We start from the raw sequence: 18,650 nt of genomic DNA on the forward strand, positions 1-18,650 counted from the left end.
TAGAGATCTATTTAGAGATCTATTTAGAGATCTATTTAGAGATTCATCTAATGGGATAATACAGCTTGTTGTCTTTATTTAAATCTCAGACTCTTGCTACGTGAATCGCTTCTTCCTGTACATCTACCTGGATATTTTCTACATTCTCATCATCCAGTACCAGATCGGTAATACTGTCTTCGATATGCTGCTGGATCACACGGCGCAGCGGACGAGCACCAAAGGCTGGATTGTAACCAAGCTCAGCCAGTTTTCTCTTCGCCTCATCGGAAACGTTCAGCGTAATACCCTGTTCACCCAGTGTAGACTGGATATCCTCCAGCATATTGTCCACGATCTGTACCAGATCTTCTTCCTTGAGAGAAGCAAATGGAATAATCGCATCAAACCGGTTCAGAAACTCCGGACGGAAGTAGGAGCCCAGCGATTCCAGAATCGAGCTGGTCTGCTCCGATTTGGCAGCAGAGAAACCAACAGTGATTTTCTTCTCGGTAATAACTGCATTGGATGTCATGATAATAACGGTATCCTTGAAGCTGACGGTACGGCCCTGGCTGTCTGTCAGACGACCATCGTCCATCACCTGCAGGAACATATTTTGTACATCGGGATGTGCTTTCTCGATCTCGTCGAGCAGGATGATGCTGTACGGATTACGACGTACACGCTCAGTCAGCTGACCGGCTTCATCATGACCCACATATCCTGGTGGCGAACCGATCAGTTTGGACACGGAATGTTTCTCCATATATTCACTCATATCCAGACGGATCATCGCATCGGATTGACCAAACAGCTCTTCAGCCAGTGATCGGGACAGCTCGGTTTTACCTACACCGGTTGGTCCGACGAACAGGAAGGACGCAATCGGTTTGTTTTTCGGTTTCAATCCGGCACGGCTGCGGCGGATTGCTTTGGCGACTTTCTCTACGGCTTCATGCTGACCGATAACCTTTGTCTCCAGACGGGCAGACAGATTTTTCATTTTGTTCTGCTCATCCTGCTGCAGTTTGCCGACAGGAATACCGGTTTTGCGTTCGATAATATTCTGAATATCCTCGATGTGTACTTCGACCGGCTCTGTGCTGCTTGCCCCACTATTCAACTGGTTCAGCAGTTGGGTTTCTTCATCACGCAACTGGGCTGCACGTTCATAATGTTCTTCTCGAGTCGCCTGCTCTTTCGCAGCTTTGATCTTCTCGATACGAGTCATCAGTTCTCCCTGATCGCCTGCAGAAGCACGCAGATTCAGTTTGGCACCCGATTCGTCAAGCAGATCAATCGCTTTGTCTGGCAGGAAACGATCCTGGATATAACGATTGGATAATTGAACACAGGCTGCAATCGTCTCATCGGAGTAACGTACACCATGATACTCCTCGTATTTTGGACGCAAGCCTTTCAGGATTTCAACCGTTTCTTCTACCGTTGGTTCATCGACCATAACCGGCTGGAAGCGACGTTCCAGAGCAGCGTCTTTCTCAATCTGGCGATATTCCTTGAGTGTAGTGGCACCGATAACCTGCAGTTCCCCACGAGCCAGTACCGGTTTGAGAATATTACCAGCGTCCATGGAACCTTCGGCAGATCCTGCACCGACGAGCAAGTGGATCTCATCGATAAACAGCAGGATATTCTCGCGCTGCTGCAGTTCGGCTATCAACTGTTTGACTTTTTCTTCAAATTGGCCGCGGATACCGGTTCCCGCTACGAGTGAAGCCACGTCAAGCGAATAGACTTCCTTGTTTAGCAGTTTGGACGGTACTTTGCCTTCGGTAATACGCAGTGCCAGACCTTCGGCAATAGCTGTTTTACCAACTCCCGGTTCACCGATCAGGACCGGATTGTTTTTATTGCGGCGGTTCAGAATTTCGATCACACGTTCGATCTCGTCATCGCGGCCGATCACTGTATCGATCTTGCCGTCTTTGGCAGCATCATTCAGATTACGTCCTAGCTGATCCAAAATACCATTGCCGCGCTGCGGTTCTACCGTACGTGTCGCTGCACGCTGATTATTGGATCCGCCTGTCTGACCCCCTTGCTGCATGAAGCCTTTGAACAGTTGATCCAGTGGTGACATGCCGGAAGCGCCGAATCCACCAGACAGTGGATTGCTGTTGTTCATTTTGGCATAACATTCCTGGCACAGATACATCTTCTCTGATTTATGATTTACAGTGAAGCTCAATCCTACAGTGGCTTCGTGTTGATTACAATTTTGACAACGCATATATACATGCCCCTTTCTTAAATCGTATCGCTATCTGAAAATGGTCAAAAGAATGGGATTATAAATTGTTAACTTGAACAACCTAGGTAATGAATGTTTGATGTTTGATCAATATTTTTTGACTTTGACTTTCTTTGACTATTATATCGCATTCAGATTTAATGTCAACAACTTACAGCTGATTTTTATATTATTTTTGTAAATAATTTTGTGCACAATATAAATAGAATGTATTGAGATATTGTATATGCTTATTTTGACTTATCCCTGTTTCCATACAGTATATTTTATAAAATTCATTTTAAGGACACCTCTTCAAACCTCTTATTACTCATTTTAAAGAATAATAACACCTATTACATATATGGGGATCAAAGATGGTTTTTCGAGCTTTCATACCATGATTTTGGAGCTTAAAATGCTATATTGATCTTTGATTTTCCTTCCTTTATATTGTTACAGGAACGCGTTCATATACACATTGTAATTTAATATATTGGGAAAGGCAGAGGGTATAATGGAATTTATTTTGTATCTGGCATTGATTCTTGTTTTTACCAAATTGGCGGGTGATTGGTCTGTTCGCCTCGGGCAACCTGCTGTATTGGGAAAATTAATTATAGGCATTATACTCGGTCCTGCGGTTCTGGGATGGATAGATAATAATGAGTTTATTCATTATATGTCTGAAATCGGAGTCATTTTATTAATGTTTATCGCGGGTCTGGAGACTGATCTGGATGAACTCCGCAAAAACTGGAAGTCTGCTTTTGCTGTTGCTATAGGTGGTATTGTTCTGCCTTTTTGCGGAGGATATGGAACAGGTGAATTATTCGGTCTCGGACATTCGTACAGCCTGTTTATGGGCGTTGTCTTCAGTGCAACTTCCGTCAGCATATCTGTGCAGGTACTCAAGGAAATGAATCGTCTTCATTCCAGGGAAAGAACCACTATTCTCGGTGCAGCTGTAGTGGATGATGTACTGGTTGTGATTCTGCTGGCTGTATTGATGAGCTTCATGGGTGGTGGAGAACAGAGTTCACTCGGATGGATTATTGGCAAAAAGATTATTTTCTTCGCTGTGGTTATCCTTGCCGGATGGGGAGCCGTACCTGTTATTATGAAGTTCATGTCTAGACTGAAAGTCACGGAACCGTTAATTTCTGCCGCACTGATAATTTGCTTTGGCTTTGCTTATTTTGCCGACCTGATGGGCATGGCTGCTATTATCGGATCTTTTGCAGCAGGACTTGCCGTTTCACAAACCTCTTTCCGGGAAAAAGTGGAACATAAAATAGAACCGATCGCCTATTCGGTATTTGTACCTGTATTTTTTGTGAGTATTGGATTGCATGTATCTTTTGAAGGATTGGGACAGCAAATCGGCTTTATCGTTATTTTGACGCTTACTGCTGTGCTATCCAAACTGATTGGGGGAGCAGCCGGAGCAAGAATGACCGGATTTAATACCCGTTCTTCTTTTGCGATAGGCTCGGGTATGGTGTCTAGAGGAGAAGTTGCCTTGATCATTGCTTCAACCGGACTGCAAGCAGGTCTTCTGCTCCCGGCATATTTTACATCTATTGTTATTGTTATCATCATTACTACGCTTGTAGCTCCGCCGCTATTAAAAATGATGTTCAGGGTGCCGGATTCACAATTGGATCGTGCCTGATTTTCTCTATCTGTATGCAGTATACGATACACACTGTATATACAATGATACTCGTGTTTGCTATAAGAGATGAATGGTACAAGAAGAACATAGACAACAGGATAACTGGTCCACCAATATGGAAAAGAACTCTCTCCCGTATACAGGAGTAGAATCCTTTTCCATATTAATGATATTTTCTTTGAAGCAAACGGGTTACCGTAATGGCTACTGTGCATGACGCTGGTTGCCGTACAGCACTTAATCAACCAGTTGTCTCTATCTGGATTCCCCCACAAAATATACAGAATGCGCTGGTTCGTCTGCACACAATTCGATCAGAATAATCCGTCCTGTTCCACTCTCTACCCGCAATCGGATCGCTGGCGCGATACCTGCAAAAAATCGCAAAGCCACCGAATGCAGCAGCGAATCATCCAGCATCCAGCCTAGCGGCATGACCAGATAATGCTGTCCATATGCCATATAACTGTCTTTTATCCACTCCCTCAAATGATCCAGCTCAGAATCCATATCACTCTCCAAATGCTCGGTATGTATCAAATATTCCTCGGTATCCTGTACACCAGGACGGAACCACTCTTCGGTATCATGATGGCGATACAGATCGTGGATAATAGCCAGCGCCCCTGTATGGGTACGCTCGAACAGTTCTCTGGACTGCGCACGCAGTCGGTACATATAGAAAGTCTGTATATCTCCATTACTAGCAGATTGCTTTTTGTTCTCAAAATGAGGCAGTACTTCTGTTCGCAGCATATGCTGCGTCTTTGGACTGCCTGCCTGGATCTGCAGACGCGAAAGTGCCCCAAGCCACATGCCATGGGCGGTAAAATACTGTGCCAATGCGGTCATCTCCGCAGGCGGCTCATCCTCGGGCAGCAGAATCATCTCTGCTATATCTGCATTTGCAGTACTAATCGGGCCTTCTGTATAGACGACTCGTGTATAGTTTTTCACCAGCGTATTCATCAGGTGATGGTTGGCGACAGTATATGGTATGGTACGCTGCTCTATCTCCGGTCGAAGCAGCCCGTTAATCTGTTCCAGCAAATGATCATGATAACCGTAGTCAATCACATACTGACCATGTGGATCACGATTATCGCTATGATCGCCTGCTGGATCAAACGACTCCAGTTCCTCCGGCCCTGATACCATGAATACCTGCGTATACTCGCTCAGCTCATCATAGGATTCGTATCCTTGGGGTCTGGCAGATATCATCAGCAGACTGTCATTGTAATACAGTAATAAGTGAGTATCTGTATACCGATGAAGCATGATTCCTCCTTTTAAATAGGTCTGACTTGGATAATACAGATCTTGGACTAACACGTATAGACATCTACATCTTTTATTGCTTTATCGTAAAAAAGGTTCAGAACTCATCGGTAATATCCTGCCAATCACTCAAATCCGGCAGCTGTTGCTGTCCCCAGTAAGCCAGAAATATCTGTATCATTTCCGTACGGTCGCCTGTGATGCGGCTGTAATGTCTGAACCGTCGTTCCTCATACTGCAACCGGGTCTCCATAACCAGATCCTGCTCGCCACCTATGCAGGCAGCCTGCAAATAAATACTGTTCTCCAAAGGAATGGATGGGTTTAAGACGATATAATCATTCAACTCCGTAATCAGATCAACAATAACCGAAGCGTTAATCGCTTCGTTGGTATAAGTAACTTCTCCACTTTGCAGTGTGTATGTAAGTTGATGAAGACTCATCGGCTTCTTCCTTTCGCTATCAACATGCAGCTGTAAATGCTGTAATTGTATCATATTCATATCGATGCGGATAACTTTTTATCCTGTCCGTCGGGCGTTCTATGCTCTATGATGCCGATTCCCTCTATACAAAAAGCACCCTGATCAAGCCAAGCGATCATAGGTGCTTTTCACATTCAATAGCTGGAATAACCAATTAAGCAAATAAAAATCCGCCAGCATGAATACACATGATTGGCGGATTTGGTGTCTAGCTGAATATATGGTAACTCGTATTATTTCTTTTTCACCTGCAGCTTCACACTTTTATTCGTATATACAGCTTTCACTGTATAACCTGCTGGCAGACCTGCGGCTTGCACAGAAGTGAACTTGCCGTGTTTTGGAGATTTGTCGCTGACGATGATCGTACTGTTATTTTTCGGTACATAGCTATCCACAAAATTCAGCTGCAGCTTGCCAGCATAGACTGCAGTTCCGTCGATATCCAGTACATCCTTTTTGCTACCAATAGTCAGCGTCAGTGTACCTTTGGAAGACTGCTTGTAGTTGCCGCCGATCTTCACTTTGCCGATCGCATTCTCTAGCAGCGTACCCCCTTCATTGGATACATCGCCACGGCCAAATGCAGTTGTACTGCCACCTTCCAGTGTCCCCTGTACAAGTCGGGTTTTGCCAGTATACGTATTTTTGCCATCCAGATTCAGTGTACCGGTCCCTTTTTTAGTCAGACCGCCTTTACCGGCAATATCATTACGCCAGGTATCTTCTTTGTTGAATCCACCTTTGGCAGCATCCAGATTCACCGTTACATTGTTAACGAATGCCCCATAACCGTCAGCAGCTGCAAACAGATTCAAGCGACCCCAGCCTTCGGCATCATCCAGCACCGGATACCCGGACGGAATGCCTGTTGTTGCCAGCACCCAGCGGCGCTGACCTGCATCCAGATAAGGCTGCCGTGTCTCCAGCAGTACTTCGGCTCCCTTCGGTACGAGAACCGGCTTGTCTTTGGCATAGGCTTGCGGGAATCCATAAGTCAGACGCTCTGTATACTCTTTTTTGTTGGTTTTATAATCATTGAAGCGATCCTTGGCTTTACCTGTCTGGGTCAGGAGCTTGGACTGAGCCTGCTCATAGGCAGCCTGTTTGATCTCTTTGTTCGCCGGATCATTCAGAATGGATGCAGACAATGCTGTTGCCATGACCCGTCCACCCATTACGTCAAAGTAGGAGTGCATACCCGATACCGCACGGTTGTTACCCAGTTCGGAAGCTCGGGTCAGCAGTTCCTGATAGCGTTCCGGCACGGCATAAGCCATGGCAAAGGCAGTCAAATAAGCGGCATTGGTATGACCGCTCGGATAGCCGCCATCGGTAGTCGGATCCGCTTTGATCGCAGGTACCAGAGTAGGCAGCACCGTCGCCTCCGGACTCCAGCGGAATGGACGCTTGTAGTTATAGAAGCTTTTCGCCGGATTGGTCGAAGAGTAACTGCCGCGCAGCGTATTGACCAGTGTCACCATACTGCCAAGGCTGGAGTTTGGATCACCGGAATTGGTTCCTTCATCGTCATACTTTTTGGTAGTCGCATCAGCTTGTACTTCCGTAATGGTCGTCGTTGCTCCCGCTTGCTTGCGGTAAATATCGGTCAGCGCACCGAGACCTTCGATCACACTGTAGCTCTGATTGCGGCGATCGTCAAGGTAGGCAGCTTCTTCTTGTGCTGCGGTACGCTTCTTGGCCGTATTAATCACTTTCTGGATATTCATATCCAGCAGCTCGCTGTTGAGCTTGGTACCGGCATCCCAGGTTGTACCTGGTTTCCACATTTTATTGAATTCAGACAATACGCCGATCGCCGGATTGGATGTAACCGACATATTATCACTTGTATTGTTTTTGTAATTATCTACAAAATAACCCCATGCCGGCTTGGGTGGTGTTACATTGGAAGGCAGCTCGGCAGCTTGCGCATATGTACTACCCAGTGAACCAGCCAGTACGGACAAAGATAGAGATAACCCGATGATTTTGTTCTTTTGACTCTTCATACTCCCGATAATCCTCCTCATATTTCCTGCAGCGTTACATGCCAAATCATATGCAGACCTGCAATCGGTCAGCACATCATCCGTAATGGGCGCATCTACTCGATAGCAGCATGCTCAGCCCGTATGTACTACTACATGGTAAAGCTCATTTGTTAACGGGATCATAATGGTTTGTTTGGCAAATGTTAATTATTCAGAACTTTGACGAATACTATAATGAATTGTCGAAAAGAAAAAAGGCCAATAAATAGAATTTTCTTCCAATCTATTTTATAGTTATTATCTAAAGACTTTTATTCAAGGAGGTAATAAAGTGAATCATTCCCATCTAGCCAGCCTGCAACAGCAACTACATAAGGAATTAAACAAGTGAGATCCTGAGGAACAACAACGTATTCTAACCTATCTTATAGATGATCTGCAAAAACAGGAGCAACGTTCATTAGTCAGTGAAGATTATACGGTAACCGACTGGGAACGGATCAAAACGTATTTGAGTATACCGCTCATACGCTGGCTGTATGTACTGGCTATTATCATTCCGGTCTTTTCGATTATTGGATTTGTGTATATTGCCTTATGGGTTGAATAATCGATTTTAATCAGATCATTGGATAAGAGCAGGTCATTAGTATATACATAATAGATTTTATTCCTTGCAACAAACAGCTGGTTATTGTGTCTGCATATTTTTCTGCAGTCTGTCTCTATTCACTCTATGACAGGCAAAAAAGCTTCTACTTGCTACACCTCCCGGTGCCCGCTGTAGAAGCTTTTTTGCTATTTGTTATTTTATTTTGAGCCAGCTGTGATTCTAGTCTTTATTTTAGATCAAGACATCAGATCACAACGGTCAGCAGATCTTCCTGATAGCCGATCTTTTTCTTGTCGGTCTCGATCACATCCAGATAGTTGCCGGAGTTCGAGATGATTACCGGAGTAGTCAACACATAGCCGGCTTCTTTGATCGCAGCCACATCAAACTCCATCAGCAGATCACCTTTTTTAACTGTATCGCCCTGTTTCACTTTTGGGGTAAAATGCTTGCCTTTGAGCTTGACGGTATCCTGGCCTACGTGGATCAGAATATCTACACCGTTGTTACTGGTAATCCCAATTGCATGTCCCGAGGAGAACAGCGAAGTCAGTACGCCGTCTACCGGAGAATACACTTTACCTTCGATCGGTTCAATAGCAATTCCTTTACCAAGAGCACCGGTAGAGAACGCTTCATCTTTTACCTGTGTCAGCGAGATCACCTCGCCTTTCAGCGGGCTGAATACTGTCTCCTGCTTCACGGCAGCATCTGCGCCTGTCTTTTCCTTGGTGCCTGTACCTGGTGCTTCATCTTCCTGCAGACGAGTGAAGAACATCAGTACAAAACCAACAATAAAGCTGACAATCATACCGATAATGGCGCCGTAGAATCCGCTATCAATTCCATTAGGGCCGATGTAGGACGGGATACCGAATACACCCAGGCCGCCGACAATATATGCTTTGGTTCCCATGGCTCCGATAATCGCGCCGCCGACAGCGCCACCAATACAGCTAAGAATAAACGGCTTTTTGCGTGGAAGGGTAATTCCGTAAATCGCCGGTTCGGTAACGCCGAAGATCCCGGAGATAAAGGCTGGAATAGACAACGATTTGAGTTTGGTACTTTTGGCTTTGATCAGTATTGCCAGAACGACCCCTGTCTGTGCAAAAGAAGCACCAAACATACCAGCCAGAATCGGATCCGAACCCAGATTGCTCAGGTTGTTCATCGCGATTGGCACAAAGCCCCAGTGAAGACCAAAGATAACGAATACCTGCCAGAATGCACCCAACAGCAGACCTGCAATGATCGGACTCAGGTTAAACACGCCCAGAATCGCTGCACCTACAAGCTGTCCTGCCCAGGTAGCTACCGGACCAATAATCAGAAATGCCAATGGAATCGTAATCAACAGGGTACAGAATGGCACCATGAATGTACGTACTACACTAGGAATAACTCGTTTAAAGAAGTTCTCGAATTTGGAACCTACATAAGCCGATACGATAATCGGAATAACACTCGATGAATACGTCATCAGAATAACCGGAATACCGAGGAATGTAATATGCACTGGTGACTCAAACGGCGTACCGCCAAACAGCGTATACAGTGGTGTACCTGTTCCTACTGCAGACAATGTAGGATATACCAGGGCTGCACCAATCGCCATCCCTATAAATATATTCGCGTTGAATTTCTTCGCTGCTGTATACCCGAGGAAGATCGGGAAGAAGTAGAACAGACAATCACCAATGGCATTCAGAATAATATACGTACCCGACTCCTTGACGAGCCAGCCGAGTGACAGGAATAATGCGGTCAGACCCTTGATCATACCGGTCGCTGCCAGTACGCCGAGAGTAGGCGCGAATACGCCGGAGATCATATCGATAAATCGGTTGAACAGACTTACCTTCTGTCCGGAGTCATCACTGGCTGCAGAGGAGTCGCCGCTGAATCCAGCGACAGTATTCACATCCGCATAGACTTCGGATACATGGTTACCGATGACAACCTGATACTGTCCACCACTTTGAATGACCGTTACTACCCCATCCATATTTTTCAGTACATCGGTATGGGCTTTGCTCTCATCTTTTAATTTGAAGCGAAGGCGTGTTACACAGTGAGCCAGACTGCTTACATTGTCCCTGCCACCAACGTTTTGGATAATATCTTTTGCCAGTTGTTCGTATTTCATCGTTCTTCCTCCTTTGTAGGGTATCCGAGTATCCAAATGTACAAATGAAAAGGCGAAACCAGACAGACCGTCTTCAGGAGCAGGACTCCTGTACGATCTAATCTTGGTTTCGCCTGCATTACCAGTAACAATCCAATCGTTTATGAAGTTGTGTCACTTGTGACCCGGTGAACGTGGATAGTAAGATACAGCTTCTCTTCATCCGACAGTTCTGTGCTCAGGTATTTCTCGATTTTGAGCATACAATTATAGGCTTTTTTGTACTTGGTTCTTACCTGTCGGAGCAGAAAATCATCTTCTAGCACCTGCCTGTGCGGCTGGGCCAATCGTTGAAAGAAAAACTTGAGATGCGTGATAAAGCGTTCGTAGCTGATCGACTGTTCATCCAGTTCCAGGCGGTAGGTATATTTGATGATATTCAGGATGTCCTGAATCTTCTCCGCCTGTGCCGATACATCTGCCATCCGGCTGCTGGTTCCATTCAGCTCGGCATTGACGAGATGAAGTGCAATATTCGCTGCCTCATCCTCCGGTAATTTGCGCTTCAGCGTGGATTCGATAAATTCCAGCGCTTTGACACCAATACCATATTCCTTGGGATAAAACTTGCGAATCTCCCAGCTGAGCGGGTTCGGATTGCGTATCCCTTCATCATGCAGCTTGAACGCGTTGTTCAGATGGTCGGTGAGGGTAACATAGATATAATCGCTCAATGTGACATTCAGATTATTCTTGCCGTACTCGATGATATCGTAGCAGACCGATACGTACTCGGGCGGGATATCTTCGAGCAGCACCTTGAACCTCTCCGACGCTTCCGTCTGCTGCAGTACAAAGATTTTCTCGATTAAACTTTGATCTACCGGTTCGCCAGCACTTTTTTTGAAAGCGATTCCACGACCCATTACGACAAACTCCTGTTTACCGGGATCGCTGGCTATAATGGCATTATTATTAAAAATTTTCCGGATAATCATCCAGTCTGCCCTCCTTTGATCCCACAGGTGTATACGGGATGAGTCTGTCATCCTACCCTTTTGGATATCAGGGAATTATCCATAGTGATGATGGAATACCTTCCTGACCGTACAGCTTCACCAGGATACAGAAAAAGGCAAAACCCAACACATGTGGACAGCTCATAACAAGCTGTACATGCACTGGGTTTTGCCTTTTCAGTAACAATCCCAAAGTTAGAATAACACCTACTTCGCAATTTGGCAAGCGCTTTCTTTTGGTCTTTTGCAAAAAAATGATTTTTACTTTGAATTCACTATTATTATATCTTTAATTCGCTTTATTTCTATTCCACTCCTCCCTTTCAGAGACGTGCCTATAACAGAAGACACCTCCCTTATATAATAGGTGGAAGGTGTCTTCTTATAAGTAAATTCATACTTTATTTATAATTCAAATCCTCAGCCTAAAAGAGTAGTTCATGCACATATACTATACCAACTGAAATGCGCCGTTTCCACTAATAGAATTATTCTACCCAATTCAGTTCAAATTCGGTAAAACGTTGACCTGCAGCTATTCCCTGCGGAGAGATTCGTTCGATCTCTGCCAGATCATCTGCAGACAGCTGTACATCCAGTGCGCCCAGATTCTGACGAACCCGATCCAGATGCTTGGTTCCCGGAATCGGTACAATCTGTTCTCCCTGCGACAGCAGCCAGGCAAGAGCCAGTTGGGACGGAGTACATTCCTTGCGCGCAGCCATCTCTTCGATCAATGAGACCACTTCCAGATTCTTGTTGAAATTCTCTCCCTGGAAGCGTGGATACATGCGGCGATAATCATCAGCCGGCAGATCGTCAAAGCTCTTGATCTGACCTGTCAGAAATCCGCGTCCAAGCGGACTGAATGCTACATAGCCGATCCCCAGTTCCTTGGTCAGAGGCAATACCTCGTCTTCGGTCTCACGGCTCCAGAGGGAATACTCTGATTCGATCGCAGTCAGCGGATGTACAGCATGGGCACGGCGAATTCGTTCGGGTGAAGCTTCGGACAAGCCAATATAGCGAATCTTGCCTTCTTTGACCAGATCAGCCATTGTGCCTATGGTTTCTTCGATCGGCACGGTTACATCCGGACGGTGCTGATAATATAGATCAATGTAATCGAGTCCCAGACTGTACAGACTGGCGTCGACGGATTTGCGTACATAGGCAGCATCGCCCTTAGGCTTCTCGCTGATATGTCTAATACCAAATTTGGTCGCGACGATAACCTGATCGCGTCGTCCGCGCAGCGCGCGTCCTACCAGCTTTTCATTTTCCCCATAACGAGCATCTTCAAATCCACCGTATATATCTGCTGTATCGAACATAGTCACTCCCAGATCGATTGCTCCCTGGAGGGTATGAATAGATTCCTCATTATCCGGCATCATCATCGTTCCCAGTCCCAGTGCAGATACTTCCAATCCCTGATTACCCAATTTACGTGTTTTCATCTATTCGCTCCTTTTCCGCCAGGCGGATGAATTGTTGTACGTCGTGAACAATTCTTATTGTAGGAGTTCTGCCAAGGAGCAACCACAGTGTGTTTATACTGGTAATGGGACTAACAGGCTGGAGGAGATCTGTATGCAGCGACACTTTATCTGACTATAAAAAGATTGTCCTTTGACGCTACGATGTTTGGTACAACTCGATCTTGCTCAAGTGTATAAGTATAATTCTTCTATAATACCGCCTTAAAATTCTTCAAGCACCGCAGATCTATCGCCGTATACTTTGTCCAGATGCTCTTCACCCCAGTAACATAGCAGATCCAGAGCGGGCTTGAGTCCCCAGCCATACGGCGTTAGCTCATACTCTACCCGCAGCGGAATCTCTGTATACGCCTGCCGTGTGATGATCTCGTCCTTTTCCAGACTGCGCAGCTGTGTAGTCAGCATTTTCTGGGTAATGTCGGGTATTAATCGCCGAAATTCCGAAGGCCGTTTCCGTCCGGTCATTAGATGATAAATGATCAGAGGTTTCCATTTGCCTCCCATTACTTCCAGAGCCGCTTCCACACCTACCCTGTATTTTTTTTCAGTGCTATTTTTATTTTCTTCTTCCATCTGTTATCCCTCCATGAGCAGGCTATGATACTGGAAAAGCCTTGCTTGATAGGCTTCCGTTCATGTTCAGACAGGTTTGGAGCAATCGTTATTTCGGGAACTTCCATGTTCCCAGGGCACCTGAACGATCCTATGGGACATTAAAGTGCGTACTTCCAGGTTTTTGGGTTCCTGTTTATAATAGCATCAGTCATCCATTAGGAGAAAGATCAAACAGGAGAAAGGTAGTGAAGGATACCATGAAAGTATTAACTGTCGTCTCACATCCAAGACAGGATTCCCTGACCTTTGCAGTTGCTGATCGTTTTGTACAGGGGCTGGCTGCTGCCGGGCATGAATATGAGATACTGGATCTGCACCGAATCGGTTTTGATCCTGTACTCCAGGGGATGGATGAACCAAATCCATCCCTCGAGGAGCAAAGCTTTAGTCCGGATATTGAAAAGGAAATGGCACGAATGAAGGAACATGATGCATTAGCATTTATTTTCCCGGTCTGGTGGTGGAGTCTGCCAGCCATGCTCAAAGGTTATATTGACCGCGTATGGAACAACGGATTCGCATACGGTGCGAATCATCTTCATCACCAACAGGTATTATGGGTCGGGCTATCAGGCATCACGGAACAACAGATGAAAAAGCGGAATTATGATCAAATGATCTCGCATTTGCTTAATGTGGGTATTGCTGATTATTGCGGTGTGAACAACTCCAGAGTGGAGCTGTTATATGAGACACTGGGTTCCCTGCCCGAACATTATGATCGGCTGCTTGAGCATGCTTATCAGTTGGGTCTGAATTACAGCAAGGAACAGCAATCGTAAACCAGATCTGTACTATGTAAGGTTTTGCAGTAAGGTATAGCCGAAATAGGTAATAACAGAATAAGACAATTACATGCAAAAGCTTATTTGGATTCACCTCTTCCCACCTGAACAAAAAAGTCCGCCAAACACTTAATAACACTTGTGTTTGACGGACTTTTTGATAATGGAGCCTAGGGGGATCGAACCCCTGACCTCATCGCTGCCAGCGATGCGCTCTCCCAGCTGAGCTAAGGCCCCATAATATGTAATTGTTCAACAACTTTTTTAATGTATCATGAATTAGCAAAACAGTCAACATTTTTATCGGAGATTTTCTCGTTTCTATTTGTACTTTCTATCTATAGGAGCTTGTCTACTTGCTTGAATATAAACAGAGATTTACCAGGCTTCTGATTTGAATTTCAAGTCATTCAACGGGTATTTTCACATCTGTGTCTACACTCTGTGACAAGCCGGTGACAGTTGTGTCAGTGCGTTGACTTTCGTTCCTATGCTATTGGTATAATAAAGTTATTGGGTATTTTATAATAACAGGTAGATTGCCGACCTGCCACCATCACCATTCCAATATCCAAGCATACTCGGAAAAGAGGCGGATGATTTTGAAATATTCAACAGCTTATATCAGAGCAGGACTGGTACTATCCCTGATCCTCGTTTTGTTGACAGCCTGTGGACAACCCAAAGAGACGCGGGCAGATATTTTTAACCCGAACGGTATTAAGGAAATGCCGGTCAGAGATTCATACGGTAAGGTTAATGTACCGATCTCTGCCAAACGTATCGCAGTCACTAGCCAGTACGCGATGGACTACATGAATGCAATTGGCGCAGACATCTCGCTGGCACCGAAGCCTGCAGCGGGCAACTATGTATTTCCTCCCTACACCAGTGAGGAGCAGCGTGACAAACTGACTGTAATTGAAGGTCAGAACGGCGAGCTGGATCTTAATGCTCTCGCTGCCGAGAAACCGGATCTGATCATTACCAATAACGGCGACCGTGCCACTTACGATGCACTTACCAAAATCGCTCCTACCGCCTATATCGATCCGGCGCTGGACTGGCGTAACGAGCTGTACATGTACAGCACTTTCCTGGACCATGATACAGCAGCCAAGCAGTTTATGAATGCGTACCAACAAAAATTCAACGGAGCCAAAAGCAAACTGGCACCTATTATCGGGACTTCTACCATCGCTGCGCTGAGTATGCAGGATAATCAGCTGAATCTGCACAATAATGTCAAAGACAGTGTAGGTGAAGTGCTGTATCAGGATCTGGCACTCAAAACACCACAGGGTATGACGACTGACAGCGAATCCTCTCCGGTTACGCTGCAGCAGCTGCAAACGATGAATCCGGATTATCTGTTGATCTCCACCGGTATAGAAGATGATACGATAGCGGCACTGAACAAGCGCATGACCGCTTCTCCTGAGGGTGCGATCTGGAATCAGCTGACTGCCGTTCAGTCAGAACATGTCTATATTGTAGACAGTAGCTTCTTCAATGATACGCCGCTCGCCAAATCGTATGCGATCGACACGATGGTGAAGCAATTATCCGACAAGTAACTGTAATACATGCAAGAAAATCAAGGGCGCAAAATGAGATCTGCTGTATACCGGTTTGTATTCCGGATCTCCTTGCGTCCTTATTTTTTTCAGGTGATTACAGTCTGCTCCATTGTTTCTTTCAGAAAGCTTTTGTAGCGCCACTGGATAATCTTTAAAGCGTCAGTAGTATAACCTATCCAATCAGCATATATTATTTTCAAAAAATGCTTGCATCCCCTTTCCAAAAAGCGTATACTCTTAATTACGGTGATTCGTTCACCACTTCCTGTCTGACATCTTAGAACACACAACATGAGGATCAGGAAGTTACATATTTTTTTGCGGTCGTGGCGGAATTGGCAGACGCGCACGGTTCAGGTCCGTGTGGGCTTACCCCCGTGGAGGTTCGAGTCCTCTCGACCGCATACCTTATCTATCAAGTCTGTTTCACTTCGGTGAAGCAGGCTTTTTTTGATGCTTTTATTGAAATATGATTTTGATTTTGTATATCCCCTGCATTCATAGAGGATACCTGTATCTCCTGGTGCTGCTGTTCAGGGATTGATTTTTGCTTTTCGGCAATATCGGCAGCTTGCTGCTCTCTCCCATGCTACACTGGAGCTGGAGCAGTCATACCGGAACGGAGGTGTCTATTATGTATAGAGTAGCGATTTGCGATGATTCCGATCAACAGCGCGAGCAGGTTCATCAGCTACTGACTACGCTGTCGGTTCGTACAGGTGTTGAATTTGTCATTGAGGAATTTGCTTCCGGGGAACTGCTGCTGCAGCATTACGAACAGGCACAGCCTTCTTTTCATGCCTGGATTCTGGATGTAGAGATGCCTGGTCGCAGTGGGATCGAAACGGCGCGCAAGCTGCGAGAATGGCAGCATATGGATGAACAGATTATATTCCTCACCAGCTATCCAGAATATATGGTCGACAGCTTTGATGTGATGACGTTTCAATATCTGATCAAGCCTGTGCAGCCTGAGCGATTTGATGAAGTAATTCTGTCTCTTTATCGCTACTGGGAGTCTCAGGAGCACAAATTGCTCGTGATCAAATCCCGCTATGATGAACTGGTTATCAAGCATGATGAACTAATCGCGATTGAAGCTGTCAAAAGTCTGACTTTCAAAAACAAACTGCATTTCATTACTGCTCAGGATACCTATGAGAGCAAAGGCGTGCTGGCTACTTACGCCTCTGCTCTCAAGGAACAAAATTTTCTGCAAATTCACCGCTCTGTTATTATCAATATGCGTCATGCCAAAAAGTTCGCCGGCAATCAGGTACTGATGTCCAATGGACTGGAGCTGCCAATCGGGCGCTCCCGGGTAAAGGAAGTCAAGGACGCCTGTACACGCTTTATGATTAAGGAGCTGAACTGAGATGCCGACGAATATAAGCTATATGCTGCTCGTTTTGCTATTTATCATTCCTACGTTGTTTTTGGGTCAGTTTTACTTTGATGCCGTACTGGGCAAAGTGAACCGTCGATCGAATCGATATGGATATATTATCGGATTTGTTATTTTGCACCTTGTGTATTATCTGGTAAATATGCCGTCGACCCTCTCTTCAATTCTGGCTATAGTAATGATTCTCTGTATGGCACTATCCTACAAAGTGCAGCTGGGTACGATAATCGTGTTTACTTTTATCTATGTAGTCCTGCAGACCATAATCAATTCCATGGGTGTCTATCTTTTTTTTGGTGGGGTCAATTATTCGATCGAAACGCCTTATGAGCTGATGCAAACTCATTACAATCGCTCAATCAAACTGCTGCTATTCAGTTTCCTGGTGATGCTAATGGTCTCCCAGCTGATTCGGCTGATCAGTCGGCGGCGCAGCATCGTGTTGCAGCCGCGCTATTATTTGCTATTTCTGATTGTACCGCTGATCTCGATCTGGCAGATCAATGTGCTGTTTGCCTACAGTCAGAAAAATAGCTATTATGTAGTGTCCGTACTGGGGCTGTTGTTTCTGAATGTATTTGTTATTTATATGTTCGATATGCTGATGGAGCGGTTCCGGCTGCTCAATCAGAATGTTTATTTGCAGCAGCAGATGGATTATCAGGATGCCAATTATGAGAAAACGGTGCATACGTTCAAGGATATTAAGCGTGTTATTCACGATACGAACCAGCATCTGCTTTATATCGAAGAATGTATACGTCGCCAGGAGCCGGAAGCGGCGATCGAGCATATTCAGACGACGCTGAACCGGGTTGATCAGGCGTACCATCGCGTTAATACCGGCAATCTGGTAATTGATGCTCTTGTTAGCAATACGCTCAGTATTGGACAATCCAATGGCATACGGATCGATACCCGGCTGCGTCTGCACTCGCCGACTGTACGCATCGAACGCTATGATCTGTGCGTCGTACTCGGCAATCTGCTGGATAATGCGATCGAAGCGAGCAAGCACATCCGATTGGCAGACGACCGATATATCTCTATCCAGATTCATTCCAATGAATCTACGTTGTATATCCACATTATCAATCACTCCAGTACACCGAATACGGACTGGAGCAGCAACAAGCCAGGTGATGGTTATCATGGATTAGGACTGACTAACATCTCCCGTCTATGCGAGAAATATGGAGGTCATATGACGATCGAGAATCACAATAATCGGGTTGAAAATATGGTTGTACTACCCTTTTATGAAGAATGATTCCAATAAGGATAGAGATGGACAGATCAATAATAAGCTGTACCTTTTAATGAACTGGCG

Annotated in this window: 13 protein-coding genes and 2 tRNA genes; 6 read left to right on the plus strand and 9 right to left on the minus strand. The window is 45.4% G+C overall.

The features are described 5' to 3' along the window. Positions 1 to 85: 85 nt before the first annotated feature. Complete coding sequence (locus WH46_RS00690) at positions 86 to 2,233, minus strand: ATP-dependent Clp protease ATP-binding subunit (protein WP_046225364.1); 2,148 nt, start codon at positions 2,231 to 2,233, stop codon at positions 86 to 88. A gap of 517 nt (positions 2,234 to 2,750) precedes the next feature. Between WH46_RS00690 and WH46_RS00695 the strand changes: the two genes are divergently transcribed. Then, entirely contained in the window at positions 2,751 to 3,908 is a 1,158-nt protein-coding gene (locus tag WH46_RS00695; RefSeq protein ID WP_046225365.1) for a cation:proton antiporter, read from the plus strand. Between the two features lie 258 nt (positions 3,909 to 4,166). On the opposite strand, the gene WH46_RS00700 is transcribed toward WH46_RS00695, so the two are convergent. The 7 genes from WH46_RS00700 to WH46_RS00730 all read right to left on the minus strand — a co-directional run bounded on the left by WH46_RS00700 (position 4,167) and on the right by WH46_RS00730 (position 13,508). Beyond that, positions 4,167 to 5,192 (minus strand): hypothetical protein, encoded by a 1,026-nt coding sequence (locus tag WH46_RS00700; protein ID WP_046225366.1) that lies wholly within the window; start codon positions 5,190 to 5,192, stop codon positions 4,167 to 4,169. Positions 5,193 to 5,289: 97 nt separating this feature from the next. Further along, complete coding sequence (locus WH46_RS00705; RefSeq protein WP_046225367.1) at positions 5,290 to 5,637, minus strand: hypothetical protein; 348 nt, start codon at positions 5,635 to 5,637, stop codon at positions 5,290 to 5,292. A 275-nt stretch (positions 5,638 to 5,912) separates the two neighbouring features. Next, complete coding sequence (locus tag WH46_RS00710) at positions 5,913 to 7,691, minus strand: acid phosphatase (protein WP_231584260.1); 1,779 nt, start codon at positions 7,689 to 7,691, stop codon at positions 5,913 to 5,915. A gap of 839 nt (positions 7,692 to 8,530) precedes the next feature. Then, complete coding sequence (locus WH46_RS00715) at positions 8,531 to 10,435, minus strand: beta-glucoside-specific PTS transporter subunit IIABC (RefSeq protein ID WP_046225369.1); 1,905 nt, start codon at positions 10,433 to 10,435, stop codon at positions 8,531 to 8,533. Between the two features lie 140 nt (positions 10,436 to 10,575). Next, positions 10,576 to 11,412, minus strand: coding sequence for a BglG family transcription antiterminator LicT (gene licT / locus WH46_RS00720; RefSeq protein ID WP_046225370.1), 837 nt, complete (start codon positions 11,410 to 11,412; stop codon positions 10,576 to 10,578). A 509-nt stretch (positions 11,413 to 11,921) separates the two neighbouring features. After that, positions 11,922 to 12,893, minus strand: a complete 972-nt coding sequence (locus WH46_RS00725; RefSeq protein WP_046225371.1) for an aldo/keto reductase — start codon at positions 12,891 to 12,893, stop codon at positions 11,922 to 11,924. A 243-nt stretch (positions 12,894 to 13,136) separates the two neighbouring features. Beyond that, positions 13,137 to 13,508 (minus strand): winged helix-turn-helix transcriptional regulator, encoded by a 372-nt coding sequence (locus tag WH46_RS00730; protein ID WP_046225372.1) that lies wholly within the window; start codon positions 13,506 to 13,508, stop codon positions 13,137 to 13,139. 239 nt (positions 13,509 to 13,747) lie between these two features. On the opposite strand from WH46_RS00730, the gene WH46_RS00735 reads away from it, so the two are divergent. Beyond that, positions 13,748 to 14,332 (plus strand): NAD(P)H oxidoreductase, encoded by a 585-nt coding sequence (locus WH46_RS00735; RefSeq protein ID WP_046225705.1) that lies wholly within the window; start codon positions 13,748 to 13,750, stop codon positions 14,330 to 14,332. Positions 14,333 to 14,499: 167 nt separating this feature from the next. Here the strand turns inward: WH46_RS00735 and WH46_RS00740 are convergent. Then, positions 14,500 to 14,572 (minus strand) — tRNA-Ala (locus WH46_RS00740). A gap of 365 nt (positions 14,573 to 14,937) precedes the next feature. On the opposite strand from WH46_RS00740, the gene WH46_RS00745 reads away from it, so the two are divergent. The 4 genes from WH46_RS00745 (at position 14,938) to WH46_RS00765 (ending at position 18,590) form a co-directional block, all read left to right on the plus strand. Next, positions 14,938 to 15,912: an ABC transporter substrate-binding protein gene (locus WH46_RS00745; protein ID WP_046225373.1), complete on the plus strand. Its 975-nt coding sequence runs from the start codon at positions 14,938 to 14,940 to the stop codon at positions 15,910 to 15,912. A 323-nt stretch (positions 15,913 to 16,235) separates the two neighbouring features. Further along, positions 16,236 to 16,319 (plus strand) — tRNA-Leu (locus WH46_RS00755). A 230-nt stretch (positions 16,320 to 16,549) separates the two neighbouring features. Further along, positions 16,550 to 17,290 carry a LytR/AlgR family response regulator transcription factor gene (locus tag WH46_RS00760; RefSeq protein WP_046225375.1) on the plus strand — a complete coding sequence of 247 codons (741 nt, stop codon included), beginning with the start codon at positions 16,550 to 16,552 and terminating at the stop codon, positions 17,288 to 17,290. 1 nt (position 17,291) lies between these two features. Further along, positions 17,292 to 18,590: an ATP-binding protein gene (locus tag WH46_RS00765; protein WP_046225376.1), complete on the plus strand. Its 1,299-nt coding sequence runs from the start codon at positions 17,292 to 17,294 to the stop codon at positions 18,588 to 18,590. The last annotated feature ends 60 nt before the right edge of the window (positions 18,591 to 18,650 follow it).

Source organism: Paenibacillus dauci (assembly GCF_000971985.1).
GTDB classification, from domain to species: Bacteria; Bacillota; Bacilli; order Paenibacillales; family Paenibacillaceae; genus Saccharibacillus; species Saccharibacillus dauci.

What these genes read in the sequence shown, in the direction of transcription:
- WH46_RS00715 (WP_046225369.1), bottom strand. Translation starts at nt 10,435, where the DNA reads ATGAAATACGAACAACTGGCAAAAGATATTATCCAAAACGTTGGTGGC.
- WH46_RS00695 (WP_046225365.1), top strand. Translation starts at nt 2,751, where the DNA reads ATGGAATTTATTTTGTATCTGGCATTGATTCTTGTTTTTACCAAATTG.
- WH46_RS00735 (WP_046225705.1), top strand. Translation starts at nt 13,748, where the DNA reads ATGAAAGTATTAACTGTCGTCTCACATCCAAGACAGGATTCCCTGACC.
- WH46_RS00760 (WP_046225375.1), top strand. Translation starts at nt 16,550, where the DNA reads ATGTATAGAGTAGCGATTTGCGATGATTCCGATCAACAGCGCGAGCAG.
- WH46_RS00725 (WP_046225371.1), bottom strand. Translation starts at nt 12,893, where the DNA reads ATGAAAACACGTAAATTGGGTAATCAGGGATTGGAAGTATCTGCACTG.
- WH46_RS00690 (WP_046225364.1), bottom strand. Translation starts at nt 2,233, where the DNA reads ATGCGTTGTCAAAATTGTAATCAACACGAAGCCACTGTAGGATTGAGC.
- licT (WP_046225370.1), bottom strand. Translation starts at nt 11,412, where the DNA reads ATGATTATCCGGAAAATTTTTAATAATAATGCCATTATAGCCAGCGAT.
- WH46_RS00705 (WP_046225367.1), bottom strand. Translation starts at nt 5,637, where the DNA reads ATGAGTCTTCATCAACTTACATACACACTGCAAAGTGGAGAAGTTACT.
- WH46_RS00730 (WP_046225372.1), bottom strand. Translation starts at nt 13,508, where the DNA reads ATGGAAGAAGAAAATAAAAATAGCACTGAAAAAAAATACAGGGTAGGT.
- WH46_RS00710 (WP_231584260.1), bottom strand. Translation starts at nt 7,691, where the DNA reads ATGAAGAGTCAAAAGAACAAAATCATCGGGTTATCTCTATCTTTGTCC.
- WH46_RS00700 (WP_046225366.1), bottom strand. Translation starts at nt 5,192, where the DNA reads ATGCTTCATCGGTATACAGATACTCACTTATTACTGTATTACAATGAC.
- WH46_RS00765 (WP_046225376.1), top strand. Translation starts at nt 17,292, where the DNA reads ATGCCGACGAATATAAGCTATATGCTGCTCGTTTTGCTATTTATCATT.